General features: G+C 66.4%; 20 protein-coding genes. 7 read left to right on the top strand and 13 right to left on the bottom strand.

Annotated features, from left to right (window positions below; genetic code table 11):
• Window positions 1-440: 440 nt before the first annotated feature.
• Complete coding sequence (locus CR918_RS11955; RefSeq protein ID WP_025876523.1) at window positions 441-1,415, bottom strand: RluA family pseudouridine synthase; 975 nt, start codon at window positions 1,413-1,415, stop codon at window positions 441-443.
• A 406-nt stretch (window positions 1,416-1,821) separates the two neighbouring features.
• Here CR918_RS11955 and CR918_RS11960 point away from each other — a divergent pair, with 406 nt between their 5' ends.
• Window positions 1,822-5,055 carry an Rne/Rng family ribonuclease gene (locus CR918_RS11960; protein WP_099843059.1) on the top strand — a complete coding sequence of 1,078 codons (3,234 nt, stop codon included), beginning with the start codon at window positions 1,822-1,824 and terminating at the stop codon, window positions 5,053-5,055.
• A 115-nt stretch (window positions 5,056-5,170) separates the two neighbouring features.
• Here CR918_RS11960 and CR918_RS11965 read toward each other — a convergent pair whose 3' ends face one another.
• From CR918_RS11965 to CR918_RS12010, 10 genes are all read right to left on the bottom strand, one after another.
• Window positions 5,171-6,055 carry an endonuclease/exonuclease/phosphatase family protein gene (locus tag CR918_RS11965; protein WP_099843060.1) on the bottom strand — a complete coding sequence of 295 codons (885 nt, stop codon included), beginning with the start codon at window positions 6,053-6,055 and terminating at the stop codon, window positions 5,171-5,173.
• Window positions 6,056-6,057: 2 nt separating this feature from the next.
• Window positions 6,058-9,225, bottom strand: a complete 3,168-nt coding sequence (locus CR918_RS11970; RefSeq protein WP_099784790.1) for a discoidin domain-containing protein — start codon at window positions 9,223-9,225, stop codon at window positions 6,058-6,060.
• Window positions 9,222-10,058 (bottom strand): carbohydrate ABC transporter permease, encoded by an 837-nt coding sequence (locus CR918_RS11975; protein WP_025876515.1) that lies wholly within the window; start codon window positions 10,056-10,058, stop codon window positions 9,222-9,224. The genes CR918_RS11970 and CR918_RS11975 overlap by 4 nt, the downstream gene beginning before the upstream one ends.
• Window positions 10,055-10,936, bottom strand: coding sequence for a carbohydrate ABC transporter permease (locus tag CR918_RS11980; RefSeq protein ID WP_025876513.1), 882 nt, complete (start codon window positions 10,934-10,936; stop codon window positions 10,055-10,057). Before CR918_RS11980 ends, CR918_RS11975 begins: the two co-directional genes overlap by 4 nt.
• The gene (locus CR918_RS11985; protein ID WP_165780919.1) at window positions 10,933-12,213 is read right to left on the bottom strand and encodes a sugar ABC transporter substrate-binding protein; all 1,281 of its coding nucleotides are present in this window, start codon (window positions 12,211-12,213) and stop codon (window positions 10,933-10,935) included. Before CR918_RS11985 ends, CR918_RS11980 begins: the two co-directional genes overlap by 4 nt.
• A 64-nt stretch (window positions 12,214-12,277) precedes the next feature.
• A complete protein-coding gene (locus CR918_RS11990; RefSeq protein WP_080148417.1) occupies window positions 12,278-13,882 on the bottom strand; it encodes a glucoamylase family protein in 1,605 nt (534 codons plus the stop codon).
• Window positions 13,883-14,126: 244 nt separating this feature from the next.
• Window positions 14,127-17,183, bottom strand: coding sequence for a TonB-dependent receptor (locus CR918_RS11995; RefSeq protein ID WP_059064656.1), 3,057 nt, complete (start codon window positions 17,181-17,183; stop codon window positions 14,127-14,129).
• A 76-nt stretch (window positions 17,184-17,259) separates the two neighbouring features.
• A complete protein-coding gene (locus CR918_RS12000) occupies window positions 17,260-18,282 on the bottom strand; it encodes a LacI family DNA-binding transcriptional regulator (protein ID WP_025876505.1) in 1,023 nt (340 codons plus the stop codon).
• Window positions 18,283-18,446: 164 nt separating this feature from the next.
• Window positions 18,447-18,722: a BolA family protein gene (locus CR918_RS12005; RefSeq protein WP_099843064.1), complete on the bottom strand. Its 276-nt coding sequence runs from the start codon at window positions 18,720-18,722 to the stop codon at window positions 18,447-18,449.
• The gene (locus tag CR918_RS12010) at window positions 18,719-19,018 is read right to left on the bottom strand and encodes a YciI family protein (protein ID WP_099844363.1); all 300 of its coding nucleotides are present in this window, start codon (window positions 19,016-19,018) and stop codon (window positions 18,719-18,721) included. The genes CR918_RS12005 and CR918_RS12010 overlap by 4 nt, the downstream gene beginning before the upstream one ends.
• A 374-nt stretch (window positions 19,019-19,392) precedes the next feature.
• On the opposite strand from CR918_RS12010, the gene CR918_RS12015 reads away from it, so the two are divergent.
• From CR918_RS12015 to CR918_RS12030, 4 genes are read left to right on the top strand one after another with little or no spacing between them, the layout of a single operon-like run.
• Complete coding sequence (locus CR918_RS12015; RefSeq protein ID WP_025876498.1) at window positions 19,393-20,298, top strand: segregation and condensation protein A; 906 nt, start codon at window positions 19,393-19,395, stop codon at window positions 20,296-20,298.
• Window positions 20,299-20,311: 13 nt separating this feature from the next.
• Complete coding sequence (scpB, locus tag CR918_RS12020) at window positions 20,312-21,184, top strand: SMC-Scp complex subunit ScpB (protein WP_025876496.1); 873 nt, start codon at window positions 20,312-20,314, stop codon at window positions 21,182-21,184.
• Complete coding sequence (locus CR918_RS12025) at window positions 21,177-22,880, top strand: pseudouridine synthase (RefSeq protein ID WP_099843066.1); 1,704 nt, start codon at window positions 21,177-21,179, stop codon at window positions 22,878-22,880. Before scpB ends, CR918_RS12025 begins: the two co-directional genes overlap by 8 nt.
• 27 nt (window positions 22,881-22,907) lie before the next feature.
• Complete coding sequence (locus CR918_RS12030) at window positions 22,908-23,633, top strand: hypothetical protein (RefSeq protein ID WP_133119351.1); 726 nt, start codon at window positions 22,908-22,910, stop codon at window positions 23,631-23,633.
• 64 nt (window positions 23,634-23,697) lie between these two features.
• Here CR918_RS12030 and CR918_RS12035 read toward each other — a convergent pair whose 3' ends face one another.
• Entirely contained in the window at window positions 23,698-24,486 is a 789-nt protein-coding gene (locus CR918_RS12035) for an AraC family transcriptional regulator (RefSeq protein ID WP_099843068.1), read from the bottom strand.
• Window positions 24,487-24,576: 90 nt separating this feature from the next.
• On the opposite strand from CR918_RS12035, the gene CR918_RS12040 reads away from it, so the two are divergent.
• Complete coding sequence (locus CR918_RS12040) at window positions 24,577-25,704, top strand: MFS transporter (protein ID WP_099784799.1); 1,128 nt, start codon at window positions 24,577-24,579, stop codon at window positions 25,702-25,704.
• 95 nt (window positions 25,705-25,799) lie between these two features.
• A complete protein-coding gene (locus CR918_RS12045; RefSeq protein WP_088101761.1) occupies window positions 25,800-26,093 on the top strand; it encodes a hypothetical protein in 294 nt (97 codons plus the stop codon).
• Here the strand turns inward: CR918_RS12045 and CR918_RS12050 are convergent.
• Window positions 26,080-26,517: a hypothetical protein gene (locus CR918_RS12050; RefSeq protein ID WP_025876484.1), complete on the bottom strand. Its 438-nt coding sequence runs from the start codon at window positions 26,515-26,517 to the stop codon at window positions 26,080-26,082. The two genes, CR918_RS12045 and CR918_RS12050, sit on opposite strands and share 14 nt — an antisense overlap.
• Window positions 26,518-26,542 lie beyond the last annotated feature (25 nt).

Genomic DNA, 26,542 nt, shown 5'->3' on the forward strand with positions numbered 1-26,542 from the left:
GGAGGCTTGGCCGCGGCATCCATGCCGCGGACACCCCGCGAACTGACCCCGCCCGTGCCCCTCATTTTTCCGCGCGTGCCAGCCGCGCGATGAAAGGATTAAAAGCGAAGCCCGCGCTGCGCGCGTGAGTCGAGCGTTGCTCGACTCTACAAAGGCTGCGTGCAGCCTGGGGTCTACGCTGCGGCTGTCGGGTCCGCCTTGTAGCGAGCCGAGCACCGCAGGTCCGGCGAGGGCGAAGAGGCGCGGGTGTTTGAGCGCAGCGAGTTCCGCGCCGCCCCTCGGCGGACCGAGGAGCACAGGGCACCGGCGCGCAGCGCTGGCTCGCGGATGGCGGCGTGTTTCTTTGGTTACTTTCTTTGCACGAGCAAAGAAAGTGACAAGCCCACTTATCGCAGGGAAACGACGGCTCCAGCCAAACGCCCGGCGCCGCCGAACCGCCCTTAGCGAAGTCGATCCAGCGCCTCGACCAGCTCATCGGCCAGCGGCGCGTTCAGCACATACGGGCTCTTGCCGTCGTCCAGCGCGAACTCCAGCGACGCGGCATGCAGGAACAGGCGCTTCAGCCCGATCTGCTCACGAAGCCGCTTGTTGACCGCAGGATCGCCGTATTTGTCGTCACCGGCGACCGGATGCCCCAGATGCTGGGCGTGCACGCGGATCTGGTGGGTGCGGCCGGTTTCGATGCGCACCTCGCAATAGGAATGGCCGCCCTTGCGCTCCAGCACCCGGAAATGGCTGATGGATTCCTTGCCGATCGCGTTGACCTGCACATGACGCTCGCCGCCCTGGCGCAGGCCCACGTGCAACGGCGCGTCGACCGTCATCACCCCGTCCGGCATGCGCCCGGCCAACAGGGTCAGGTAGCGCTTGCGGATACCGGCGCCGTGGTCTTCACGCAGCAGTGCCTGCAGCTCGCTCAGTGCCGAACGCTTCTTGGCCACGATCAACAGGCCCGAGGTGTCACGGTCCAGCCGGTGGACCAGTTCGAGGGTCTGCCCGGGGCGCAGAGCGCGCAGGGTCTCGATGGCGCCGAAGCTGATGCCGCTGCCACCATGGCTGGCGACGCCCGTCGGCTTGTTCAGCGCCAGCAGCCGGGCATCTTCGAAGACGATGGCCTGCTCCAGCCGACGCATGAACGCCTCGGGCGGCCCCGCCTTGTCTCCCTCTTCGCTGAGACGAACCGGCGGTATCCGCACTTCGTCGCCGGCCTCCAGCTTGCGCTCGGCCTTGGCGCGGCCGCCATTGACGCGCACCTGGCCGCTGCGGACCAGCTTGTAGACCAGGCTGCGCGGGGCACCCTTGAGCTGGCCGAGCAGGAAATTGTCCAGGCGCTGGCCGGCGCGGTCGGCCGGAACGGTGATCATGCGCACGGAAGGCTTGTCGCCGGCCGGCTTGGTGGGGTCTTGTGCAGTCATCAGCCTGTTTATTCTGTTACACTCGGGGGGCGAGATAAGGGATTGATTTCGTTGGAAGTTACTCAGGGCCAGAAGCCCCGCTTCCGACGAATCCGGCACAGTGCGCGACCACCGCCCGCGGGGCGGCCATGTTAGCGGCTCACCGGCGTTCCCGGCCATCGCCGATTGCCTGACACGCAGTCGCGCTGAACATGTCCCGTGCGGCGCTCCAGCCTGGCTGACAGCTGCCTCCGGCCCTGCAACACCCAAAACCAGAAAATTGAAGCGCTCCCGCGGCCTGCCGTGGTGTCGTAGCGCTGGAAACCCAAGCCGCCCTCCCCGCGCTTGCGCGAATGGGCGGCGAGCCGTGTCCAGAGGCGAAACTCCATGGCGTTCCGCGCGGTAGCCGCTTGCGAGGAACGCAACAATGAAGCGAATGCTGATCAACGCCACGCAGGCTGAAGAGCTGCGTGTTGCCATCGTGGATGGCCAGTCGTTGTATGACATCGACATCGAGCAGCCGTCCAAGGAACAGAAGAAGTCCAACATCTACAAGGGCCGGATCTTCCGCATCGAGCCCTCGCTGGAAGCGGCCTTCGTTGAATACGGTGGTGGCCGCCATGGCTTCCTGCCGCTGAAGGAAATCTCCCGCGATTACTTCCAGGCCGGTGTCGACCACAACAAGGCCGGCATCCGCGAGCTGCTGAGGGAAGGCCAGGAAATCGTCGTCCAGGTGGACAAGGAAGAACGTGGCAACAAGGGCGCCGCCCTGACCACGTTCATCTCCCTGGCCGGCCGTTACATGGTGCTGATGCCCAACTCCCCCAGTGCCGGCGGTGTTTCCCGTCGCATCGAGGGTGAAGACCGGGCGGCCCTGAAGGACGCTCTGGACAAGCTGAACATCCCCGACGAAATGGGCGTCATCATCCGTACCGCCGGCGTCGGCCGCGATGCGGAAGAGCTGCAGTGGGATCTGGATTACCTGCTGAACGTCTGGCGCGCCATCGCCGAAGCCGCCCTGAGCAAGCCGGCCCCGTTCCTGATCTACCAGGAATCGCGCCTGATCGTGCGCGCCCTGCGTGACTACCTGCGCGCCGACATCGGCGAGATCCTGGTGGACACCGAGGAAATGTACGAGCACGCCAAGGAGTTCATGCAGCAGGTGATGCCGCAGACCCTGCGCAAGCTCAAGCATTACAAGGACGACATCCCGCTGTTCAACCGCTTCCAGATCGAATCGCAGATCGAAGGCGCCTACGAGCGCAACGTGCGCCTGCCGTCGGGTGGCTCGATCGTGGTCGACCAGACCGAAGCGCTGACTGCCGTCGACGTCAACTCCTCGCGCGCCACCAAGGGCAGCGACATCGAAGACACCGCGTTCCAGACCAACCTGGAAGCGGCCGAGGAAGTGGCCCGCCAGCTGCGCCTGCGCGACCTCGGTGGCCTGGTGGTGATCGACTTCATCGACATGGCCTCCAACAAGCACCAGCGTGAGGTCGAGAACCGCCTGGCCAACGCACTCAAGTACGACCGTGCGCGCGTGCAGGTTGGCCGCATCTCGCGCTTCGGCCTGCTGGAAATGAGCCGCCAGCGCCTGCGCCCGAGCCTGGGCGAATCCAGCCAGATCGTCTGCCCGCGTTGCGACGGCCATGGCCGCATGCGCAGCGTCGAGTCGCTGTCGCTGTCGATCATCCGCGTCGCCGAAGAGCATGCGATGAAGGAGAACACCGGGCAGGTGCTGGTACAGGCCCCGGTGGAGATCGCCAATTACCTGCTGAATGAAAAGCGCGGCGCGCTGGGCGAAATCGAGAAGCGCCACGAGGCGCCGATCGTGATCGTTGCCGACGAACAGCTGCACACCCCGCATTACACCGTCACCCGCCTGCGCGACAACGAGCTGGGCGAGGAAAGCGGCAAGCCGAGCTACCAGCGCGGTACCCCGCGCAAGCTGCCGGTGCATGCGCTGACCAAGGGCCAGCTGAACATCCCGCCGCCGATGGTGACCCAGGTCAAGCACAACTCCCCCGCCCCGGTGCGCGAGGAAGTGGAACCGGTCGCCGCCCCGGCACCGGCACCGGTGGCCGCAGCGGCCCCGGCAGCCGCCGCCAGTGGTGGCGTCGTCGGCTGGCTCAAGCGCATCTTTGGCGGCGAGCCGGCACCGGCCCCCGCACCGGCACCGACCGCACGCCAGCCGCAGCAGGATGGCGGCCGCCGTGACCGCAACAAGGATCGCAACAAGGACCGCAAGGACCGTCGCGAGGACAGCCGTGGCAACGGCGGCAATGGCAATGCGCAGCAGCAGAAGGACGGCGGCAACCGCAAGGACCGCGGTGAGCAGCGCAAGGATGGCCGCAACGGCGGCAGCCAGGCCAATGGCAATGGCCAGCAGCAGCCGCAGCAGCAGGGCAAGCCGAAGGATGCCCAGCAGCCGCAGCAGCAGAACAAGCCGCGCAACGAACAGGGCCAGGGGCAGCAGCAGCCGAAGCTGAAGCAGCCGAGGCAGCCGCGCCCGCAGGACGGCGACAAGCCGGCCGAGAAGCCGCAGCGTGCCGCTGCCGAAGCCCCGGCCGATGTCGTGACCGCTGCTGCTGCCGTGGCTACCACGACTGCGGTTGCGGCCACGGTTGCGGTGCAGGAAGAAAAGGCACTGGCACCGGCCGTCGCCACTGAAAACGTGGTCGACACCGTCGCGGCCGTGGACACCGCCGCAACGACCGATGCCGAGGTCGTGGTTGCGACCGGGGCTGCCGAGGATGCTGCGGCCGATGCCGCAGGCGATCAGACCGGCGAAGGCGCAACCCGCCGCCGCCGTGGCCGTCGCGGTGGTCGTCGTCGTCGTCGTGGTGGCGCCGAGAACGCTGCAGGTAGTGACGTACTGGGTGATGACCTGGACGACGGCGATGATGCCGAAGGCGAGGACAACGACGGCGATTCGGTCGAGCAGACCGCCCCGGCTTCGGTCGGCGCACCGGCAGCCGCCGTGCAGCCGTCGCGTTCGCAGCCGGAATTTGATTTCGATGACGAAGTCGAGCCGGCCGCCGCTGATGCCGGCAAGCCGGCACGTGCGCCGGCTGCAGTGGCTGCCGCGGTTGCCCCGGTTGCTGCCGTAAGCAGTGCCGTGGTCGAGGCAGCCGCTCCAGTGGCCGCCGCAGTGCAGACTCCGGCTCCGGTGGAAGCAGTCGCCAAGGTCGAACCGGCCCCGTCGCCGGTGCAGACCAGCATGCTGGATGCCATCGATGCAGCGACGCCGGTGCAGCCGGCGCCTGAAGTGGCTCCGGTGATCGAGGCAAAGCCGCCGGTGGTCGAGACCGCTGCTGCGATCGAAGCCGCTCCGGTCGCTGAACCGACCGCGGTGGTCGAAGCCGCACCGGTGGCCGAGCCGAAGCCGATGGTGGCCGATGTTGCGCCGGTGGTTGAAGCTGCTCCGGCAGTCGAACCGAAGGCCGAGGTTGAAGTCGCCCCGGTTGCCGAGCAGCCGGCAGCCCCAGTGGCTGTCGAAGCCGCACCGGTGGACGCCGCTGCGCCGGTCGCCGATGCGGTCGTGCCGGCGCAGGTCGACCCGATCGCCGGTGGCCATGCCGACGCTGCCGCACAGGCCGCTGACGCGCAGGCGTCGGAAGAAGACGAAGACGCCGGCAAGCGCACGCCACCGGTCGCCTGATCGATCCTTGATCGGCAACAACGAAACGGCGGGGATCGATGATCCCCGCCGTTTCTGTTTGTGACGTATCAGATGCCGTAGCGAACGCCTGCCGCGTCGCCACGCGATGCCGTTATCAGGGCTTCGGCGCGAACTGCAGCCGGGTCCACACCCCGTAGTGATCGGAGGCCCAGCGGCCGCCGTCATCAGGCTGGTCGAACAGGATCTTCGCTTCGCGCGCGACCATCTCGTCCTGCTGGAAGAAGATGTGGTCGATCCGCGACGGCGCCTGGTAGTAATGGCGGTTGAGCGTACTCACACCTGCCAGGTCGGTGTTGACATGCACGCTGCCGTAGCTGTCGCCGTAGTGGCTGCGCAGTTCGCTCAGATCGCCGGCATCGACCAGGGCGTTGAAGTCGCCGGCAATCACCACCGGTGCCCCCGCAGAACTGCCGGCGATGAAACGCAGCAGATCCTCGACCTGGCTGCGGCGGATGCGCTGGCCGGCGTCGTCACTGCGCTCGTTGAGATGGGTGGCATAGACATTGACCGGCCTGCCGTCCACGTCGATGCGCAGATGAGCCACGGTGCGGTAGTCATCCAGCGGCAGCAGCAGGTGCTCGCCATGCGCCAGGATCGGGCGCCGGGTCAGCAGCGCATTGCCATAACGCTTGGGTGCACCCACCGGATCGGTGGACACGAATACGTACCGGTAGCCGAGCTGGCTGGCCAGCCACTGCGCCTGGTTGCGCACGCTGCGCTTCTGGATCACCTCCTGCAGCGCGATGGCATCGGGCTGCAGGCGCTTGAGCTCGGCCACGATCGTGCGACGACGGCTGGGCCAGTCCTCGCGGTCGTGGTGCAGGTTGAATGTGACCATGCTCATGCCGGGTTCGCCGACCGCTGTGGCCGCGTCAGCCGCGCTGGCCGGCTCAGCGGCTGGCGCCAGCCCGGGCAGGGCCAGCGCGATCGCCAGCCCCAGCGCGCAGAAACCGCGACCGATTCCGAGCGGACCTCGCATGCTTACTTTTCCTTGCGTTCGGCGCGGCGCACTGCGCTGGGCACATCGATCTCGACGCGTGCCGGCAACTGGTGCACATGCAGCTCGTTGTTGACCCATTCCGCCGCCTCGCCGTTGACCGTCGCCTGGCCCGGCTCGCCTGCATACGGCCATGGCAGCACCACGCCACCGGCCGGCGGCACCAGCCCGGGCTGCACTTCCAGCACCAGCTGCTTGTCGCTGCGCTGCAGGCGATAGTTGAGCTGCCCCTGCGGCGTGCGCAGGCCCTGCACGGCAATGCCCTCGCCCTGCAGCCACGCCACCGGGATACCGGCGGCCAGCACCAGCGCCTCATCCGCATCGCGGTTGTAGCCGAACATGTCCAGGGCCGAGCGGACGAAGTCCGAGGCTACCCAGGCATGCGGCAGGTCTCCCACGAAGAACGGCTTGCGCGGCGTGCGCGAGACGACCTCGGCCCACTGGTTCCAGGCCTGCGGCGCACGATCCTTGAAGAAGAACTCGGTGGCCTGCCAGGCACGATCACGCCATCCCAGGCGCACGAACGCGGCGACGTTGCGCCATTCGTACGGCGTGTAGTCCTTCCATTCGCGCTTGCCATCGCGGCGTGCGACGAATTCGTTCCAGTAACGCTGGAAGGTCGCGTCCAGCGCCTGCTGCGGCAACCGCCCCTGCTCGCCGCCGGGCGCCAACGCAATCGTGGTGGAGGTGGCGTCGAAGTCACCCAGCTCGGCCGAGCCCGGCAGGTAATCAATGCGGTGCTGCTGCATGGCCGCCAGCAGCGAGGCCTGCAGGTCATCACGGAACTGATCGCGCGACTCGCTGATCTGCATCGCCTCGACCTTGCCCAGCTGCGCCGCCAGTTGCGCGGCGTCCTTGTAACCACGCAGCGCCCAGAAGTTGTCCCAGTACGAATGCATCGGCTTGGCCGAATAGCCCTCGTGGCTGATCGAGGCCGGCATCATCCCGTAGAAGGCAGGATTGCGCGCGCGGTTCTCCTCGGTGCGCTCGCTGCCCCGCAGCTGCTCCATGTAGCTGTAGGCGCCCAGCACATGCGGCCACATCTGCTCGAGGAAGGCCGTGTCGCCGGTATAGCGGCCGTACTCGGCGATGTTGTAGATCAGTTCGCCGTGGCTGTCGTTCTCCGGCACCGGGTCGCTGCCACGCGCATCGACGCAGCACGGCACCTTGCCGTTTTCAAACTGATAGGGCGCATACCAGGTCACGTAGTCACGCACGGCATCGCTGCGACCCATCCGCAGCAGGCCTTCGGAGATCATCGCGCCATCGCGGATCCAGCTGCGTGCATAGGAGCGCGTACCCGGCTGCAGGCGCGGGCCGACCCGCGAGATCAGCATGTGCGCCACTGCGGTGCGCAGGGTTTCCACCAGCGGTTGGCCGGCGGCGGGCACCTGCAGGGTCACCACGCCCAGCTTGTCGCGCCACATCGTCGCGACCTGCTGCTGTGCCTTGGCCACGTCCAGCGCCTGCGGCGCCCAGCTGCCGGTCTGCGGCAGCACGATCGCCACCTCGCGGCTCTGCCCGGGTTCGAGCTTGATCGTGTACAGCAGTGCGCCGGACGCCATGCCGGTCGCGTCCTTCACCGCAGTAGTGCCGGGCAGCTTGCCGCTGGCCAGGTGCATCGCATCCAGTTTGCCGTCGAAGCTGCTGGCAAAGCGCGCATCCGGTACCTGCAGGGGATACAGCCGCGGTTCGCCATTGATGCGCACCAGCTGCTCGCCCACGTCCAGGCTGTCGATGCGGCTGAAGCCGCCCACGGTGTTGAGGAACTGGGTGGGTGGATTGACCTGCCACGGGCGGATCGCCAGGGCCAGGGTGTATTCGTGCGCGACCTTGTCCGGATTGCTCAAGCGGTAGCGCCCGATCAGCTGGGCGCGTTCGGGCGTGCCCTGCACGAAGCTGGTCACCGACAGGCCGGCCTTCTCGTGCACCCAGTCGACCGTGGCGATCGGCAGGTAACGATCCTGCAGTGACTGGCTGATGGCAACGTTCGACCAGTCAAGCAGCTTGCCGTCGAGGCGGATGAACGGCTCGATGCTGAAGCTGCCCTTGGCCGGCTCCAGTGCGCCGTCCTCGCTGATCAACGCCTGCTCCTGGCCACCGTCCAGGCCAAGCAGGGTCCAGTACGGCTGCTCGCCAACGTAGGCGCGCGGCAATGCGCCACGCGGCAGGTCGGCCGCCACCGAGGACAGGAAGGCGTTGGGAGTCGCGGCGAACGCCAGCGGCTTCAGGGTGATGTCACGGATGCCGTAGCGCCAGTTCGGCCCGCCCTGCAGATCGAAACGCAGGTAGCGCGCATCGGTGTCGGGCAGTGCCAGCCAGTCCCGGCCTCCGGCGCCTGCGGTCACTTCGCGCACGGTACGCCAGTCACGGCCATCCTCGGAGATACGCACGGTGTAGCGGTTCGCTTCCAGGTCGGGCAGCCAGTCGATCACCGCACCGCCGATCTCGCGGCTCTTGTGCAGGTCCAGGCTGATGGTCTGCTGCTTGACCCCGCCACTGATCCAGAAGGTATCGGACTTGCCGTCGATCATCCGGTCCTGCAGCGCGGTTGCGGTATCGGCGATCACCGAGGGCCGCAGCGCCGAATCATCCTGCGCGGGCAGCCCCTGCAGGGTCAGCTTGTCGAAGCACACGGTACCGCGACCGCCGACCTTGCTGTAGATCGTGAATTCCATCGACGCGCTGCGCGCCATGTCCTTCTCTGGCGATGGCCCCCAGGCCTTGTCGATCTGCCGGCGGCGGTATTCCACCGGCGTCCACGCCTTGGGGAAGGCATAGCCGGGGCGGTTGACCCACCACACGTTGTCGCCGCTGGCGTCGATCAGCTTGAACTGCAGGTCATTTGACGGCGAATCACCGCGCAGCTGGAAGCCGAAACGATAGTTGGCCGGGTACTCGATGTTCAGTGGACGACGGATGCCGACGTAACCGGAGACCTCATGGAAGTCGTAATCCAGGCACAGCGCGCGGCCACCGCCAGCGCCACTGACCGGCCGCAGCGAGCCGCTGACCTGGTCGGACAACACCAGCTTCCAGGCGCTGATGTCGTCGAAATCATCCAGCACCTTCGGCGCGGGCAGCGCCGGTGGTGCGGCGATCGCCAGGGAAGACCACAACAGGCCCAGTCCAACGGCGATCGCACGCATCATCCCTTCACACTCCCCAGCAACAATCCTTGGATGTAGTACCGCTGCAGCACCAGGAACAGCGCCAGCACCGGAACCACGGTGACCACTGCGCCGGCCATCATCATTTCCACGTCCATGATGTGTTCGCGCGAGAGGGTGGCCAAGGCCACCGGCAAAGTGTAGTGCTCCTGGTCGGTCAACACGATCAAGGGCCACATGAAATCGTTCCAGGCGCCCATGAAGGTGAAGATCGCCAGCGTCACCAGCACCGGCTTCAGCATCGGCAGCACGATCTGGAAGAAGATCCGCAGTTCCCCTGCCCCGTCGATGCGCGCCGCTTCCAGCAGCTCATCGGGAATCGAGCGGGCGTACTGGCGCACCAGGAAGATGCCGAACACGCTGGCCAGCGCCGGCACGATCACGCCGCCGAAACTGTTGACCAGGCCCAGCTGCTTCATCAACAGGAACAGCGGCAGCATCGCCACCTGTGCCGGGATCACCAGCGCCGCCATCAGCACCTGGAACAGCCGCTCACGACCGGCGAACTGCAGCTTGGCGAAAGCGTAGCCGGCCATCGTGTTGAGCAGCAGCGAACCGAGGGTGATCGCCAGCGACACCAGCAGGCTGTTGGCGAAGTTGCCGCCCATCCCGGTGCGCGCGAACAGCTCGGTGTAATTGTGCGTGGTGATGCTGGACGGCAGCAGCGGCGGCGGGAAATGGGTGGCCTCGCCCTGCGGCATGAACGACACCGACAGCATCCACAGCAACGGTGCCAGGCTGACCAGGGCCAGCACCAGCAGCGCGCCATTGATCATCCACGGGTGCCAGCGTGACTGGCCGATTTCACGACTCATACCAACTGCCTCTTGCGGCCAAAGCGCAGCATCACGGTGGTCACCGCCAGGATGATCAGGAACAGCAGGAACGCCACAGCCGAGGCGCGTCCCAGGTTCCACCACTTGAAGCCTTCCTCGAACATGAAATACAGCACGCTGACGGTGCTCTGCAGTGGGTCGCCGCGGGTCATCACGTACGGTTCGGCGAACAGCTGGAAGTACCCGGAGACAGTGATCACCCCGACCACCAGCAGCACCGGTCCGAGCATCGGCAGGGTGATGTGCAGGAACTGCTTCCAGCGCGAGGCGCCGTCGATGCGCGCGGCCTCGTACAGGTCATGCGGGATCGCCTGCAGGCCGGCCAGGAAGATCACCATGTTGTAGCCGAAGTTCTTCCACACCGCGAACAGCATGATGGTCGGCATCGCCCAGTTGGGATCGCCCAGCCAGTCGATCGGGCTGATGCCAAGATGGCCCAGGCCGTAGTTCACCAGGCCATAGCTGGTGTGGAACAGGTAGCGCCAGATCACCGCCACCGCCACCAGCGTGGTCACCACCGGGGCGAACAGCGCGGTGCGGAACAGCGCCTTGAAGCGCGCGGCCGGGGCATTGAGCAGCATCGCCGCGCCCAGCGATACACCGATCGACAACGGCACGCCGATCACCACGAAATAGGTGGTGTTCCACAGCGACTTCCAGAACATCGGGGTCTGCAGCAGGTCGATGTAGTTGCCAAGACCCACGAAGCGCAGGTTGCTGCTGTCGGCCAGCGCATACAGGTCGAAGTCGGTCACGCTCAGCGCCAGCGCCGAAGCCACCGGCAGGCCGAAGAACACACCAAGCACGATCAGCGAGGGGCCGGCGAAGATCCAGCCGGCAAGCGAAGTACGTTTCATTGCGGGCTCCCGGCCGCGACTGCACTGGTCGAACCCGAGGGGGGTGCGCTGCGCTGCAGGCGTTGTTGTTCATGCATCCAGCGACGCTTGGCCAGCACCTTGTCCACGCGCTGGTCCAGTTCGGCCACGGCCTTGTCCTGCGGCAGGCCGCCACGCACCACCTGTTCGGTGACGATGCGCATTTCCTGCACGATGCGCTCCCATTCGAGCACCTTCGGGGTCGGCTTGACCCGCTCCAGCTGGTCTCGGAAGGCGGCGGCAAGTGGATCGTTGGCCAGCGACGGCGCATTCCAGGTGCTGCGACGCGGCGGCAGGTCGCCGATGATCGCGTGGAAGCGCGCCTGGATTGCCGGCCGCGACAGGAACTCGATCAGCTTCCAGGACGCTTCCTTCTGCTGCGACTTGCGGAAGATCACCAGGCTGGTACCACCGGCGATGCCGGCGCCCGGACCGTCCGGACCCGGCAGCGCGGCCGTGCCCCACTGCCCTTCCAGTGCCTTCGGTTGCAGCTTCTTGAACTCGCGGATGTTCCAGGGGCCGGAAATGTAGAACACGTTGAAGCCGCGGAAGAATTCATCCCAGACGTTGGAGATCTGCGTCTCGGACATCTTCGGCGCCCAGCCCTGCTCGAACATGTTGGCGTAGAACCCCAGCGTGCGGCGGAAGCCGGGGCTGGAGAAATTGCCACGGGTGTCGTCGTCGCGCAGCAGCGGATCGGGCTGCTGCAGGGCCAGCGACAGCTGCTGCTCGAACTCGTTGATCGGCATCAGCACCGCATAGCGGTTCGGGCCCTGCATGCGCTTGATCGCGGCCATCTGCTCGTCCCATTCGGCCCAGGTACGCGGCGGATGGTCGAAGCCGGCCTTGGCCAGCAGGTCCTTGCGGTAATAGATCAGGCGGGTATCGACGTACCACGGCACCCCGACCAGCTCGTCGTGGATCACGTTGGTATCCCAGATGCCCTGGAAGTAGTCCTTCGGATCGACAACGGTGGAATGCTGCACGAACGGCTGCAGTGGGGTCAGCGCGTTGAGTTCGGCGAACTCGGGCACCCAGGTGTTGCCAAGCTGGCACACGTCGGGCAGGCCATCGGCGGCAAAGGCGGTCAGCAGCTTTTCGTGCGCGGCCGTCCACGGGATGTTCTGCACATCGACCTTGATGCCGGGGTTTTCCGCTTCGAATTCGTGGATCAGCTCGCTGACCACTTCGGCCTCGCGCCCCATCGCCCAGAAGCGCACGGTGGTGGTGCCCTGCTCGGGGCGCGCGCAGCCTGCCATGACCAGCGCGGCCAGTGCAGGCAATGCCCAGCGTCGCAGGCGGTGTTTCCAGTCGTGCACCTTGTTACTTCCCCTGGCCGGTGTTGCGGTTGGCATTGTTTTTCTGTTCCTGCGCGGCGGCCGCACGTGATTCGGCGATACCGACCGCACGTGCTGCGGCGGCCTTCTCATCCTTCTGCAGCTCCAGCGGCTGGAAGGAGCCTTCCGGCGCCAGCCAGCCACCACTGAAGCCCGCCCGTTCCAGGCCCTTGCGGATGTAAGGGTTCTTCTTCATCACATCCCAGACGAAGTCGTTGCGGTAGTTGGCGATCATGGTCAGGATCGGGCCCTGGTCGATGGCGATGTAGTCGCTGGCGACCCAGCCGCGATCAGGCACCACGCGCCCGGTCTTGATCGGGATGTCGTAGTTGAAACTGGGATTGAACGAATCCAGGAAGCCATAGCTGGAGTAGATGTAGTCGCCGTAGCGCTTGTGCATCTCCAACGTGGCCGGGATCACTTCCTCGGGCGCGAACACGACCGAGGAGATCGCTGCGGTTGGCGCGATCGTGCCGTCATCGAAATTCTCGCGCAAGCCTGCGCCGCGCGACGAGTAATGGCGGAACTGGCGCTGCTCACCGCGGTATTCCTGGGTGGTGTTCTGCGGACCATCACTGGCGGTCAGGCCCCACACGTTCTCGCCGTACTCCTTCCAGTTCATCGGATTGGCGATGGCGTACTCACGCTGGGCCAGCGCGGCCGAACGGCTGTTGAGGAAGTAGGTGCTGCCACGCTCGCGCATGTAGGCATCCTGGATGTCGCGGAAATCGATCCAGACGTGGCTGTACTGGTGGCCGAACAGCGGGCCGAAGGACAGGTATTCCTGGCCCTGGTAGACGCCCCAGTCGTTGTCGTAGGTCCGCGTCCACACTGTCCACGCATCCGGGCTGACCGGATGGCTGGGCGAACCCAGGGCGAGGATGTAGACCATCATCGCCTCGTTGTAGCCCATCCAGTCATGGTCGATGAAGCCGTTCTCGGGGAACCAGCCCATCGAGATCAGCGGCGCACGCTGCTGCAGCCACGGCCAGTCGACCTGCTTGTACAGGGTGTCGGCGATCTGCCGGATTTCCTTCTCGCGCGGATCGTCGCCGTCGTAGTACGACTGGGCGAACAGCACGCCCATCATCAGCAGCGCGGTGTCCACCGAGGACAGTTCCACCCAGCTGTCGTAGCGGCGCCCTTCCTGCATGTCCAGGAAGTGGTAATAGAAGCCCTTGTAGCCGGCCTTGCCGGTGCGCTGCGGGCCCATCGGCACGTCGCGGAAGAACTTCAGGGTGGTCAGGGTGCGGTCGATCGCCTGGTTGCGGCTGACCCAGCCGTTCTCGATGCCGATCGGATAAGCGGTCAGGGCGAAGCCGACCGAGGCGATGCTGGCGAACGGCCGCGACGGATAGCGGTCCGGGGTCAGGCCGTTGATCTCGTTGGTGGTATCCCAGAAGAACTGGAAGGTGCGGCGCTCGATGTCATCGAACAGAGGCGGCAGCTCCGGCTTCATCGGCCGCGGCGGTGCGTCGGCCTCGATCAGGATCACCGGCGGGCGCGGCTTGGCAGGCTCCTGCTGGGCCGGTTTGCAGGCGGCGATGGCCAGGGTCATCGCAGCGGCGGTCATCAGGTGGCGTGCCTGCATGGCGCGGTTCCTCCGGTGGGCTGATCGATGAAAGAGCATAACGTCCAATGACCTGAAATCGTTTACAAAGTGCGGTCTTAAAAAACCACGAAAACGTGGTTGATGACACCGCGGTCATTGCCCACGCCATTGCCCCCTGCCCGGCAATGGCGTGGGCAATGGACCGGCCCGGAGGCCGGCCATTGCCGTTGAAACCGGAGCCATCGGCGAACCGATGGCTCCGTACTGCATCAACTTCCCGCGATCAGAAGCGGAAGCCCACTTCGGCCTTGACCTGACGCGGAGTACCGATGATGTCGCCGGTCTCGTTGTAGCTGGCCTGCAGCTTGCCGTTGGTCTTGACGTAGTTGTAGGTGGAGAAGTTGTCGAAGTTGAACACGTTGATGATGTCGATACGCGCGTACAGCTCGGTATCGCCCGCCAGCTTGAACGTCTTCGTCGCCTGCAGGTCGACCGAACGGTAGCCGAAGATCTTGCCACCCACCAGGAACTTGCCATTGGCGTTGGGCACAGCCGCCTGCGGCGTCGGCAGGTTGTAGCCACTGGCCTGCGGCACCGGGTACCAGTCATTGACGGCGGTCGGGGTAGCCAGGGTGATCTTGCCACCGAAGGTGATGCCCCAGAAGCCCGCGTACGAACCGGTGACCACCAGGCGGTGGCGCGGCGCGCCGTTGGAACGGATGGTCGGGTAATCCTCGATCAGGCCGCGGTCGAAGGCGTACTTCTCGTTGATGTCGCGGTTGTGGCGCGCGGTCGTCCAGGTGTAGGCGATCGAGGTACCCCAGCCGCTTTCCTGGGTGAACGGCTTCTGCGCCGACAGCAGGATCTGGGTCGCACGGGTCTTGATGCCCTGCTGGCCGATGATCAGGCTGCCGAAGCCCGGCACGTTGCAGCTCCAGGCCTGGCTCAGGCCCGGCTCGGTGCCACCGCACAGGCGCGGGTCATCGAAGAACTGGCCGGTCGGGTAACGGTTGCCCAGGGTGAAGGCGAAGCCGTCGTAGCTCAGGGTACGGGCGATGGTGGCGTCGGTCAGCCAGTCACCGATCTGGTTGCTCATGCCCAGGCTGAACTGATCGGAGTACGGAGCCTTCAGCTTGTTGTTCAGCAGATCCACTTCCAGGCCGGCATTGCTGGTCGCACCGACCAGGCTCTGCAGGTTGCCGATGCCGTTGAGCAGGTTCGGGTTCCAGTCATAGCAGGCGGCCTGGCCGTTGATGCAGGTGCCGGTGGCCGGGTTGCGGAAGTAGATGGTCGGCTGCGGCAGGGCCAGCTTGGTGGTTTCCAGCTGCAGGTTGTCGAACAGGTCGCGGTCGTACGAACGGCCGGCACCACCGTGGATCACGTGCTGCTCGTCGGCGTTGATGTCATACGAGAAGCCCAGGCGCGGCTGCCATGCATCCTTGAATGCCTTGCGGTTGTGGCCGTTGCTGATGTAGTCGCTGATGTCCAGGCCGCCCAGCGCCAGCGAATCGGCGTAGGTCTGGCCGGCGGCAGCACGCGGATCCTGCGAATAGATCGCGTCGACCACGGCCTGCGGGGTGACGAAGTCCAGGTAGGACGGGGTCTTTTCGTAGTCCCAGCGCAGGCCGAGGTTGATCTGCAGGTGGTCGTTGACCTGCCAGTCGTCCTGGATGAACACGCCGTACTGCTTGGACTTCGAACGCACTTCACCGGACACGCCGTCCACGCCGGTCACCGGCTTGACGAACTGCGCCTTGTACGGAATGGAATCGGGGAAGTCCGGATCGCCCAGGCTGTAGGTGAAGGTCGGGTTGATCTGCGCCGCATCGGAGGCGTACAGGTCGATCGCCTTGTACTTCACGCCCATCTTGATGGTGTGGTCGCCGGCCCACTGGATGCCGTCCAGGGTCAGGTTGTCTTCGATCGACCAGCCCTTCTGGCCCTTCACCTGCGAATCCAGTGCCGATGCGCCACCGATCTTCACCACGGTGCGGTCTTCGGTGCCGTCCGGTGCGGTGTAGGTGATGCCGTTGGCCAAGGTCAGCGGGGTCGGGTTGTTGAACGAATCTTCATGGGTGACCATCATTTCGTTGTAGTAACGCTCGCCGCTGTGGTTCCAGCGCAGGGCGTAACGACGGTCGGTGTTGACCACTTCACGACCGGCTTCCGGCGAGGTCTGGCCACTGAACTGCGACTGGGTTTCGTCGCGGTCCTGGAAGGTCAGCTCGATGCGATCGTTGTCGGTCGGCTCGAAGTCGATCTTGCCGAAGATCAGATCCTGCTGGAACGGCTGGCTGGCCGGGCCCAGGCCGGCGGCGCCTGCGGGCGGCAGCAGGCCGGCAGCACCGGTGACCGCGCCGTCCGGCGCAATGGTGACCGGCAGGTCGAAGCGCTTGGCTTCGTAGGTCACGAAGAAGTGGGCCTTGTCCTGGATGATCGGGCCGCCCAGGGCGAAGCCGTATTCCTTCTCGGCCGAGACCATCTTGTCCTTGCCGCCCTGGCGCTCGGCCGGGGTCTTGGCGCGCATGTCCTCATCGGTGTAGCGGTAGAACGCCTCACCCTTGAATTCATTGGTACCGGACTTGGTGGCAGCGGTCACTGCGGCGCTCGACACCTGGCCGTACTCGGCCTTGTAGTTGCCGCTGATGACCTTGTATTCGCCGATGGCCAACTGCGGGAACGGGTTGCCGGCGCTGCCGGACTGGCCGGCCACGCCGCCGCCCTTGACGTAGCTCTTCTGGCCCACGCCGTCGATGTAGACGTTGGTACCGTCGGAATTGGTGGCACCGCCGCGCAGCGAGGTATTGCCCTTGGCATCACGGGTGAAGATCAGGCCCGGCACCGCGTCGGCGAACTCCAGGAAGTTGCGCGACACCTGCGGGGTGGTCTGGATCTGCTGCAGGCTGACGGTCTTGCCGACTTCGGAGGTACGCACTTCCTGCAGCAGGGTCGGCGCGACGACGTTGACGGTGTCCAGGTTGGTGGCGGCGGTCGAGCCGGTACCACCGGCAGCCGCCTCGCTGAAGTTCAGCGTCGCGGTCGAGGCGACGGTGACGGTAACCTTCTGGGTCTGGCCGTTGGCGACCACGTTGTAGGTGCCCGGATCCAGGCCCATCAGCGAGTAGCTGCCGTCGGCGCGCACGGTGCCGCGACGGACGGTGCCGGTGGCGACGTTGGTGGCGGTGACTTCGGCACCGGCCTGGGCGCCGGACACCTGGCCACGCAGGCTGGCGTTGGCCGACTGCGCCATGACGTTCGGGGCGGCGGCCAGCATCAGGCAGCTGACCAGTGCGGTGCTCAGCAGCCGGCGCGCCGGCGTGCGGATAGTGGAATGCATCATCAACTCAATCTCCGGGTGGCGGTGACCGCTTGCGCGGCACCTGCGATCAATCAAAAAAGAAGGAACGCCTCTGGCTTCAATGGCCGGATGGCGGAGTGGTGGAATCGCGAACAATCAGGCGCGGGACCAGGGTCTGCTTGTCCCCTGCCCCTTCCGTGGAGGTGCCGTCCATCAACTGCAACAAACGCGACATCGCCCGATCGCCCAGTTCGGCAATGCTGACCTGCATGGTGGTCAGCGACGGGTGAACGAAACGCGCAAGCGGAATGTCATCGAAGCCGGCCAGGGCGACATCGGTCGGGACATGGACACCTGCCTGCGCGAAGGCATACAGGCAACCCAGGGCCATCATGTCGTTGGCGGCGAATACGGCATCGGGCAGCGTGCCGGCTGCCAGCAACTCCTGACCGGCGCGATGGCCGGAAGCTTCGTCGAAATCACCGGGCAGCTCGATGCCTTCGGCGCCGCTGCCAAACGCCGCCAGCGCGTCACGGAAGCCGCGCAGGCGCTCGCGCGCGTCGAAGTTGAGGTCCGGGCCAGAAATGAATGCAATGCGCCGATGGCCAGCATCGAGCAGGTGACGGGTCATCGCCATCGCCCCGGCATGGTCATCGATGCTCAACACCGGATGGTCCTGCCCAGGCAGGTAGGTGTTGATGAGTACCGTCGGCAATGCCTGCGGCAGGTTGTCAGTCAGGAACCCGGGGCTCTCGGCATAGGGCGAGAGCACCAGCAGACCGTCGACCCGGCCGCGCATGGCACGCAGGGCTGCACCCTGCTGCTCCTGGTCGCCGTGATAGCTCGACACCAGCAGGTGCTGGCGCCGGCTGCGGGCGACGTTGTCGATGCCACGCATCAACTCGGAAAAGAATTCGCCGTACAGGTCCGGAAGCACCACGCCCACCGTATTGGTGCGGCGGCTGCTCAGGCTGCGGGCGGCGGCGTGCGGGGTGTAACGCAGCCGTGCGGCCACCTCCAGCACAAGCTGGCGGACCGGTTCGGCGACATTTTCATGCCCGTTGAGCGCGCGCGAAACGGTGGCCACAGAGACCTTGGCTTCACGGGCGACGTCTTTGATTGTTATGGCTGCCTTGTTCACGAAGCCGCCCTCCACGGCTTGGACCTACCAGCATTGGCGCGGAATGTAAGCGTTTCCATCTGCGCTTGTAAACAGTCCGTTAGACGAATGTCCCCAAACGGACACGGAAACCTGTCCCTGGCAGGCCCATCAACGGACCTGCCAGGACAGCGCGGGACAAGGCCTCAGCCCTGTTCTGACGGGGTATGCGCGCGGATGGACAACGCGTGGATGTCGGTTTCCATCAACGTGCCCAAGGCCGCGTAGACCGCGCGATGGCGCGCCAGCGGGGCCATTCCCGCGAAGCGCTCACTGACCACGTGCACGTTGAAATGGCCGCGACCATCGCGCGCTCCGGCATGGCCTGCATGGCGATGGCTGTCGTCTTCGATTTCAAGCACGCTGGGGGACAGCGCTTGCTGCAGCGCATCACGAATCTGCTCGATCCGTTCCGCGTTCACGGCAGCACCTTGCGGAACGGTCGCACCTGCACCCGCACATAGACGCCTGCGGCAACATAGGGATCGGCATCGGCCCAGGCCTTGGCCTGCTGCAACGAGTCGAAGCCGGCAATCACCACCGAGCCACTGAACCCTGCCGGGCCCGGGTCTTCGCTGTCGATCGCCGGACACGGCCCGGCCAGAAGCAGGCGGCCTTCATCGCGCAACGCGGTCAGCCGCGCCAGGTGCTCGGGCCGCGCCTGCAGCCGCTGGGCCAGCACATCCTGGCCGTCATATCCTTCAATCACATACCACACCGGCATTTCCTCGCTTGCGTTGCTGGTGGGCCGATTCTAGCCAATCCCGCCGCCTGCCCGGCCTCGGCTGGACACTGGCGAGGCAAAGGCTTACCCTAGGGACCATTGCACGTGGCTGGATGCAGCAGCCCGTCGGTTTTTGCGGCCAAACGCAGCCCCCGACGACCGACCCGCTGCTTCGAACCGGTCCACCCGACCGGGCCACGTAGACGACCTCCCCGTAGTCCTGTCGCTGCCGTGTCCTGCGGAGCGCCCTGTTGTTTGATGTGTGGAACCGCGCCGAGACAGGCGCGCCTGGTGTCCTGGCGGTCCGTGGCAGTTGCCCGGTGTGTCAGCTACCGCGACTGGTCCGTTGCAATCCTGATCTCCATTAGATGACTTCCGAACTCGCGCTCGACGCGAACACGCCAACCCGGCCGCCCGCCCCCCAGCAGCAGGAAATGCCGCTGGCCGTGGTGCATGGGCAACCGGTCCTGCAGATTCCGCAGGATCTGTACATCCCGCCGGATGCGCTGGAAGTCATCCTGGATGCCTTTGAAGGACCGCTGGACCTGCTGCTGTACCTGATCCGCCGACAGAACCTGGACGTACTGGACATTCCCGTGGCCGAGATCACCCGGCAGTACGTGGAATACATCACCGTGATGCGCGAGCTGCGCTTCGAGCTTGCCGCCGAGTACCTGGTGATGGCGGCGATCCTGGCGGAAGTGAAGTCGCGCATGCTGCTGCCCCGCCCCCCCAGCGTGGAGGGAGAGGAAGCCGATCCGCGTGCGGAGCTGGTGCGACGGCTGCAGGAGTACGAACGCTTCAAGCAGGCCGCCGAGGATATCGACGCCCTGCCCCGGCAGGACCGTGACACCACCGTGGCACATGCCTTCATGCCCGAGCGCGCCGCAGTGAAGCTGCCGCCGCCGGTGGACCTGAAGGAAATGCTGATGGCGCTGCACGACGTGCTCAAGCGCGCCGAGCTGTTCACCGGCCACGCCATCAAGCGCGAGGCGCTGAGTGTCCGGCAGCGCATGGGTGAAGTGCTGGGGCGGCTTGAAGACGGCAGGTTCTATCGTTTTGAAAACCTGTTCACCGCCGAAGAAGGCAAGCTGGGCGTGCTGGTCACGTTCCTGGCAGTGCTGGAACTGGCCAAGGAACAGCTGCTGGACCTGGTGCAGGAAGAACCGCTGGCGCCGATCTACGTGAAGTCCCTGGCCGCCGGCAATACCAATGCCCCGCTGCAGTTCAGCAGCGAGTTCGACGACAACGACGCCGCCAATGAAAACGAGTGAGCGCTGACTGCCGATGGATCAAACGCTGATCAACCGCATTGTCGAAGGTGCGCTGCTGGCCTCCAGCCAGCCGCTCACCCTGGCCCAGCTGAAGGACCTGTTCCCGGAAGATGAGCCGGCACCACCGGGCAGCATCGAACGTGCGCTGGAACGGCTGCGCGAGGGCTGCCAGGACCGTGGCGTGGAACTGGTGGAGGTGGCTTCGGGCTTCCGCTACCAGGTGACCGCCGAAGTACATGGCTGGATCAGCCGGCTGTGGACCGAACGCAAGACCCGCTATACCCGCGCCACCCTGGAAACACTGGCCCTGATCGCCTACCGGCAGCCGATCACCCGTGGCGAGATCGAGCAGGTGCGCGGCGTGGCGGTCAGCAGTAACATCATCCAGGCACTGGAAGAGCGCGAGTGGATCCGCGTGGTCGGCCACCGCGACGTGCCTGGCAAGCCCGCCCTGTTCGGCACCACCAAGGGCTTCCTGGACTACTTCGGGCTGAAACGCCTGGACGAACTGCCGCCGCTGTCCGAGCTGAAGGACCTGGGCGACCTGGAACCGCAGCTGGCGCTGGATCGCGACGCACCCCTCGCCGCCAGTGCCGACGGCCCGGACGTGAGCGCCGACCCGGACGCCGCTGCAAATGACGACACCGGCACCACCGCTGGCGACACCCCCGATTCTGCCGACGCATTTCCTGCGGCGGCCGACGATGAGCAAGCACCTTCGCCCTCCGATGATGGGCACCCCGATTCCGCGCCGGGCGAGCGCGCGGTGACAGTGAACGAACGCGAAGACAACGCCGTCGCGAAGACGACCGTGGCTGTTGACCAAGCCGATTCCGAACCAGAGGCCGACCTCGAAACCGTCGGCCGGAGCAAAACTGATGAGTGACACCCCCCGCAAGCCCTCGTTGAACAAGCTTTCGCTCAAGCGCGAAGCCACGTCCGAACAGTTCAAGCTGGAAGAACGCCTGCACAAGGTCCTGGCCCAGGCCGGCCTCGGCTCGCGTCGTGCGCTGGAACAGCGCATTGCCGAAGGCCTGGTCAAGGTCAACGGTGAAGTCGCCCAGACCGGCATGTCGGTCAAGAGCGGCGACAGGATCGAACTCGACGGCCGCGGCTTCGTCGCCACTGCGCTGGCCGAGCCGTCGCGCGTGCTGGTCTACAACAAGCCGGAAGGCGAAGTGACCACGCGTGAAGACCCTGAAGGTCGCCCGACCGTGTTCGAATCCCTGCCGGCGCTGAAGGGTGCCCGCTGGATCGCCGTCGGCCGCCTGGACATCAACACCACCGGCCTGCTGCTGGCGACCACCGACGGTGAGCTGGCCAACGCCATGATGCACCCCTCTTTCGAGGTCGAGCGCGAGTACGTGGTGCGCGTGCGTGCCCCGGAAGGCGAGGACAAGGTGCCCGATGCCGTCGTCGACCGCCTCACCCGTGGTGTCGCGCTGGAAGATGGCCCGGCCAAGTTCGATGAGATCGAACGCATCGGCGGCACCGATTCGCACGACTGGTTCCGCGTCGTGGTGAAGGAAGGCCGCAACCGCGAAGTGCGCCGCCTGTGGGAATCGCAGGGCTGCCAGGTCAGCCGCCTCAAGCGCACCCGCTACGGCAAGGTCAGCCTGCCGCGCGAACTGGCCCGCGGCCAGTCCGTCGAACTGCCGGGCAGCCAGGTCGAAGCGCTGCGCGCCGAACTGAAGCTGGAAGAAGGCGCGCCGTCGGCCCTGACCCTGCAGCCGGTGATCGGCCAGCGTCGCGCTGCCAAGACCACCGTGCGTGTGCGCGAAGGTGGCCGTGGCAACGCTTACGTCAATGGTCACAACACCGCCGATGAAGGTCGCGAACTGCGTCGCTTCGACAACGTGCGCGAAGACCGCGGCCGCGGTCGCGGCGGCAAGGGCGGTGGCGGTTTCAAGGGCGGCCTGACCGTCAGCGGTGAAGCTGCTGCCAAGCAGTCGCAGCGCCCGTTCAAGCAGCGCGCGCCGAAGAACGACCGCTCGCTGCCGGAAGGCAACCCGGCCGCATTCCGCACCTGGTACGTGCCGGATGGCGTGAGCACCGGCCCGAGCGGGCATCGCAATGCCGGTCCAGGCGCTCGTGGCCCGGGTGCCCGTGGTCCGGGCGCAGGTGCAGGCGGCCAGGGCCGTCCGTACGGCAAGCCGAAGGGTCCGGGCGCAGGCGCCGGTGGCGGCCAGGGTCGTGGCGGCTACGGTGGTGAAGGACGCGGTGGCTACGGTGGTGAAGGACGCGGTGGCGCCGGTGGCGCAGGCGGCCAGGGTCGTCCGGCCGGTGCGGGCAACCGCTCGCAGGGCCAGGGCAACAAGCACCCGTACGGCCATCCGGGCAATGCCCCCAGCTTCCCGTCCGACCACGCCAATCCGGGCTTCAGTCCGTACGGCAGCTCGCGTCCGGCCGGCAACGGTCGTCCGGGCGGCAATGCGAATGCACGTCCGGGCGGCAACCGTGGTCCGGGTGGTCCGGGCGGCAATCGCGGCCCGGGTGGCCCCGGCGGCAACCGTGGTCCCGGCGGCCCGGGTGGCAACCGCGGCCCGGGTGGCCCGCGTCGCAGCGGCCCGCGCGGCGGCTGATCTCCACCTTCAATGAAGGACACAGCGATGACACGGATGTTGTCCCTCGGCGCCCGCATCGGCGCCGTGCTGGTGGCTCTGTTGCTGGTCGGCGGCTGCGAACGCGCTGCCGACCGGCTCAAGCAGGAAATCGCCGCCACGCAGAATCCCTGGCCGAAATCTTCGGCCCTGCACGATCCGGCCGACCGCATGCTGCGTCGGCTGATTGTCGATGAGCGCTATCTCACCCGCATCAAGCAGGCCGGCAGCAAGGACAAGGCTGCTGTCGCCGGTGCACAGCTTGCACTGGATGGCATCGGCCGCCTGCCCCGCCCCATGCTGGAGCGGCGTGCGCAGCTGCTGGCCGCAATGCTGCGCGGAATGCCGGTAGAGAAATGCGCACTGATCGCCCGCGCCACCACGGCGTCGGACATTGCGCAGGTAGGCAGGACCTTGTTCAACGAACTGGAGAAGCGACCGTCGCAGGACATCGATTTCTGGTTCGAGATGAGCTACCAGGCCAGCCTCGCCGAGCTCGAACAGCGACCCGCAACCCCTGCCACTGAACAGCAGATTGCCGAGGCGACCGAGGCCCTGCTCGCCTCGATGGCTGACGAAAGCACGCGCGCGCGGGCCATGGCAGTACTGCCGCGGATGGACACCGCACCAGCTGCCGACGTCTGCTGGGCATCGCTGATGCTGCTTGATGCCGCGTCCAGCACCGTGCCCGAACCACATCGCGGTACATTGGCCTGGCTGATGGCCCAGCAATAGACACGGCGACGGAAGCCGGGCCCGTGCGCCCGCTTCCCCGCGTTCGGCCGCGACCACTCCACGCTCACCCTGCCGCTCGAGCGCTTTCGGCGCGCTGGAACGCCGCAGGCGTGGTCGCGACCATGCTGCGGAAGAAGGCGATGAACGGACTCTCTGCCGAGAATCCAAGTTCCAGCGCCACGTGCGCGACACGATGGCCGAGCAGCAGCAGTTCCATGGCCCGCATCAACCGCCATTGCTGGCGCCACGCCTGGTAGCCCATGCCGGTATCGCGTTGCATCAGGCGCCCGATCGTACGCACGCTCAGTCCGCTGCGCTGGGCCAGCTCGCCCAGTTCGGGCGGCAGCTGCTCGGCCACCGGCAGGCAGCGGGCGATGCGCGGGTCGCGCGGCAATGGCAGCTCCATCGGCTCCACCGGCGCAGCGGCAATCTCAAGCACGCACAGCGCCAGTTGATGCCCCGCTCGCGGCGCTTGCCAGTCATGTGCGAACGGCGCCTGCGCGATCGGCTCCAGCAGCGCCTGCAGCAGGGGACCGACACCAATGATTGCTGGCTGCTGCGGCAACTGCGCCGACAGCGTGGCATCGAAGTACAGCGACCGATAGTCCACGGCCTGTCGCATCTGCGCGCGGTGCAGCAGACCACCCGGAATCCACGCCGCGCGCGATGGCGGCAACAGGCTGATGCGATCGCCGAACGTCAGCCGCGTGCAACCGGCGCGCGTGTACAGCAGTTGCGAACGTGCGTGCTGGTGCCAACCGGAGTCATGCTCGGCCAGCGTGGCAGCGATACCGATCACCGGGGCGCTCCAGGCATCGGCATCGAAGCGAGCGTGGGGCTGCAGCCATGCCATGTCCGATTTCATCCATCTACTGTCGTAATCACTAGAGTGCGCCATCAGCACGGCCACGACAATGCGCGCCCCTGTTTCCGGAGCGCGCCGATGTCACCTCGCCTGCTGTCCCTCACCATTGCGCTGCTGATGTTTCCGCAGCTGGCGCAGACCCTGTACAGCCCGGCGCTGGCGGATCTGGCGCAACGCTTCACCCTGCCGGCCAGCGCTGCCAGCCAGGCGATGAGCCTGTACCTGCTGGGGTTCGCGCTGGGCGTCCTGCTGTGGGGAAGGCTGGCCGACCGCGTTGGCCGTCGCCCCGCCCTGCTGGGTGGCCTGTGCGTTTTCGTGCTGGCGGCACTGGGCGGATTGGCGGCCGGCACGTTCGGCCAGGTGCTGGCTGCGCAGATGCTGGCCGCCCTGGGCGCCGCCGCCGCCTCGGTGGTGACGCAGACCGTGCTGCGCGACCACCTTGAAGGGCCCGCGCTGGCGCAGGCGTTCTCCTGGATTGGCATGGCGCTGGCGCTGAGCCCGGCGATCGGGCTGGCACTGGGCTCGCTGCTGGTCGCTGCCGATGGCTATGCCGGCGTGCAGGCCGGCCTGCTGCTGATCGCTGCATTGCTGATGCTGGGCTGCACGACCGGGCTGCGTGAAAGCCAGCCCGCGCAGATCACGCCCGTACCGCTGCGGCCCCTGCTGCGGCAACTGCTGGGCGACCGTTGGATCTGGTCGCACGCGCTGCTGGTCATGGCCTTCAACGTGGCCATGTACAGCTGGTACGCGCTGGGGCCGTTCGTGTTCGCACGCCTGCACTGGCCCGCCAGCTGGTTCGGCGCCAGCGGTGCGGTGCTGGCGCTGGGTTCGGCGTTGGGCGCCTGGGCCAATGGCCGCCTGTTGCGTGCCGGCGTCCCTGCGTTGACGCGCATCCGCATCGCGGCATCGCTGGTACTGGCCGGTGGTGTCCTGGCCGCGCTGCTGCGCGGGCAACCGGTCATGGTGGTGGCGATGCTGCCGGTCGTGGCGGGATTCGGCCTGGCCATCCCCAATGTGCTCGGGCAGGCACTACGCGGCTATGCACACTGCCTGGGCAGTGCCGGCGCCCTGTTCGGCCTGCTCTACTACCTGCTGATCGGCGCGGCGATGGCCGTTGTCGGCGCACTGCAGATGCTGGCGCCATCCATCATCGCCTGTGCACTGCTGGCGCTGTGGTTGCTGCGTCCGCGGAGCGCGCTGGCCTAGGAATTGCTGCAAACGCCCTGCACTGTGCGCCACTGCCGGAAACCGCGCGGCAGCGCTGGCTATGGTGCGTGTACTCCGCAACCACGCAGATGCCGATGATCACCATCACCGCAGAACAGGCCCGCGCAAACGCTGACGCCGCCATTCGACCGATCGAGCAGTACTACAGGGATCTGGACAAATCGATCCAGGTCGGCTCGGAAAACGGCCGCCGTTACATCGTGTTCGGCTTCAACAAGGCGCTGGCCAGCGAGCGCCTCGTCGACGGCGTCGTCGAGCAGCTGCTGCAGAACCGCTTCAGTGTCGAACGGCTGCCCAGCGACGCCGAGCAGCACTACATCCGCATCAGCTGGGAAGCCGGGGAGCCCTCCCGACTCAACGCCGGCTGATGGTGAACGCCGCGCCGTCCACACCCAGGTCCCAGCCCTTGCCGGTACCGGACAGGGCCAGCGAGATATCGCCCTTGGTCATCACCTGCGCGTTGCTGGACTTCACCGCACCGGCATGCGCGCCGACCGAGGCGTAGGTGCCCAGCAGCTCGCCGACGCTGCTGGCGCCGGTGAAGCTGCCACGGCCATCGGTGATCTTCGACTTGCCAACGGTCAGGCCGCCGCCCTTCAGCTGGATCCGCACCGGCATGCTGGAACCGTTGGTGCAGTGGATGGTGCCGTTGCCCGAGGCGGTCTTGTAGATCAGTGACCAGCCGGACAGGTTGTAGCGCAGCTGGCAGTCAAGGTTGCCACCGGCCTGCGCGGTCGGGGCCAGGGACGCTGCGGCGAGCGCCAGCAGCAGGGCAAACGGCTTGGTATTCATCGGCAGAACATCCACATCGGTCGGA

This window comes from Stenotrophomonas indicatrix (assembly GCF_002750975.1).
In the GTDB taxonomy this organism is placed as follows: domain Bacteria; phylum Pseudomonadota; class Gammaproteobacteria; order Xanthomonadales; family Xanthomonadaceae; genus Stenotrophomonas; species Stenotrophomonas indicatrix.

Bases quoted from the DNA above. Each gene is read 5' to 3' on its own strand.
- CR918_RS11955 (WP_025876523.1), bottom strand. From the start codon at position 1,415: ATGACTGCACAAGACCCCACCAAGCCGGCCGGCGACAAGCCTTCCGTG.
- CR918_RS11960 (WP_099843059.1), top strand. From the start codon at position 1,822: ATGAAGCGAATGCTGATCAACGCCACGCAGGCTGAAGAGCTGCGTGTT.
- CR918_RS11965 (WP_099843060.1), bottom strand. From the start codon at position 6,055: ATGCGAGGTCCGCTCGGAATCGGTCGCGGTTTCTGCGCGCTGGGGCTG.
- CR918_RS11970 (WP_099784790.1), bottom strand. From the start codon at position 9,225: ATGATGCGTGCGATCGCCGTTGGACTGGGCCTGTTGTGGTCTTCCCTG.
- CR918_RS11975 (WP_025876515.1), bottom strand. From the start codon at position 10,058: ATGAGTCGTGAAATCGGCCAGTCACGCTGGCACCCGTGGATGATCAAT.
- CR918_RS11980 (WP_025876513.1), bottom strand. From the start codon at position 10,936: ATGAAACGTACTTCGCTTGCCGGCTGGATCTTCGCCGGCCCCTCGCTG.
- CR918_RS11985 (WP_165780919.1), bottom strand. From the start codon at position 12,213: ATGGCAGGCTGCGCGCGCCCCGAGCAGGGCACCACCACCGTGCGCTTC.
- CR918_RS11990 (WP_080148417.1), bottom strand. From the start codon at position 13,882: ATGCAGGCACGCCACCTGATGACCGCCGCTGCGATGACCCTGGCCATC.
- CR918_RS11995 (WP_059064656.1), bottom strand. From the start codon at position 17,183: ATGATGCATTCCACTATCCGCACGCCGGCGCGCCGGCTGCTGAGCACC.
- CR918_RS12015 (WP_025876498.1), top strand. From the start codon at position 19,393: ATGACTTCCGAACTCGCGCTCGACGCGAACACGCCAACCCGGCCGCCC.
- scpB (WP_025876496.1), top strand. From the start codon at position 20,312: ATGGATCAAACGCTGATCAACCGCATTGTCGAAGGTGCGCTGCTGGCC.
- CR918_RS12025 (WP_099843066.1), top strand. From the start codon at position 21,177: ATGAGTGACACCCCCCGCAAGCCCTCGTTGAACAAGCTTTCGCTCAAG.
- CR918_RS12030 (WP_133119351.1), top strand. From the start codon at position 22,908: ATGACACGGATGTTGTCCCTCGGCGCCCGCATCGGCGCCGTGCTGGTG.
- CR918_RS12035 (WP_099843068.1), bottom strand. From the start codon at position 24,486: ATGGCATGGCTGCAGCCCCACGCTCGCTTCGATGCCGATGCCTGGAGC.
- CR918_RS12040 (WP_099784799.1), top strand. From the start codon at position 24,577: ATGTCACCTCGCCTGCTGTCCCTCACCATTGCGCTGCTGATGTTTCCG.
- CR918_RS12045 (WP_088101761.1), top strand. From the start codon at position 25,800: ATGATCACCATCACCGCAGAACAGGCCCGCGCAAACGCTGACGCCGCC.
- CR918_RS12050 (WP_025876484.1), bottom strand. From the start codon at position 26,517: ATGAATACCAAGCCGTTTGCCCTGCTGCTGGCGCTCGCCGCAGCGTCC.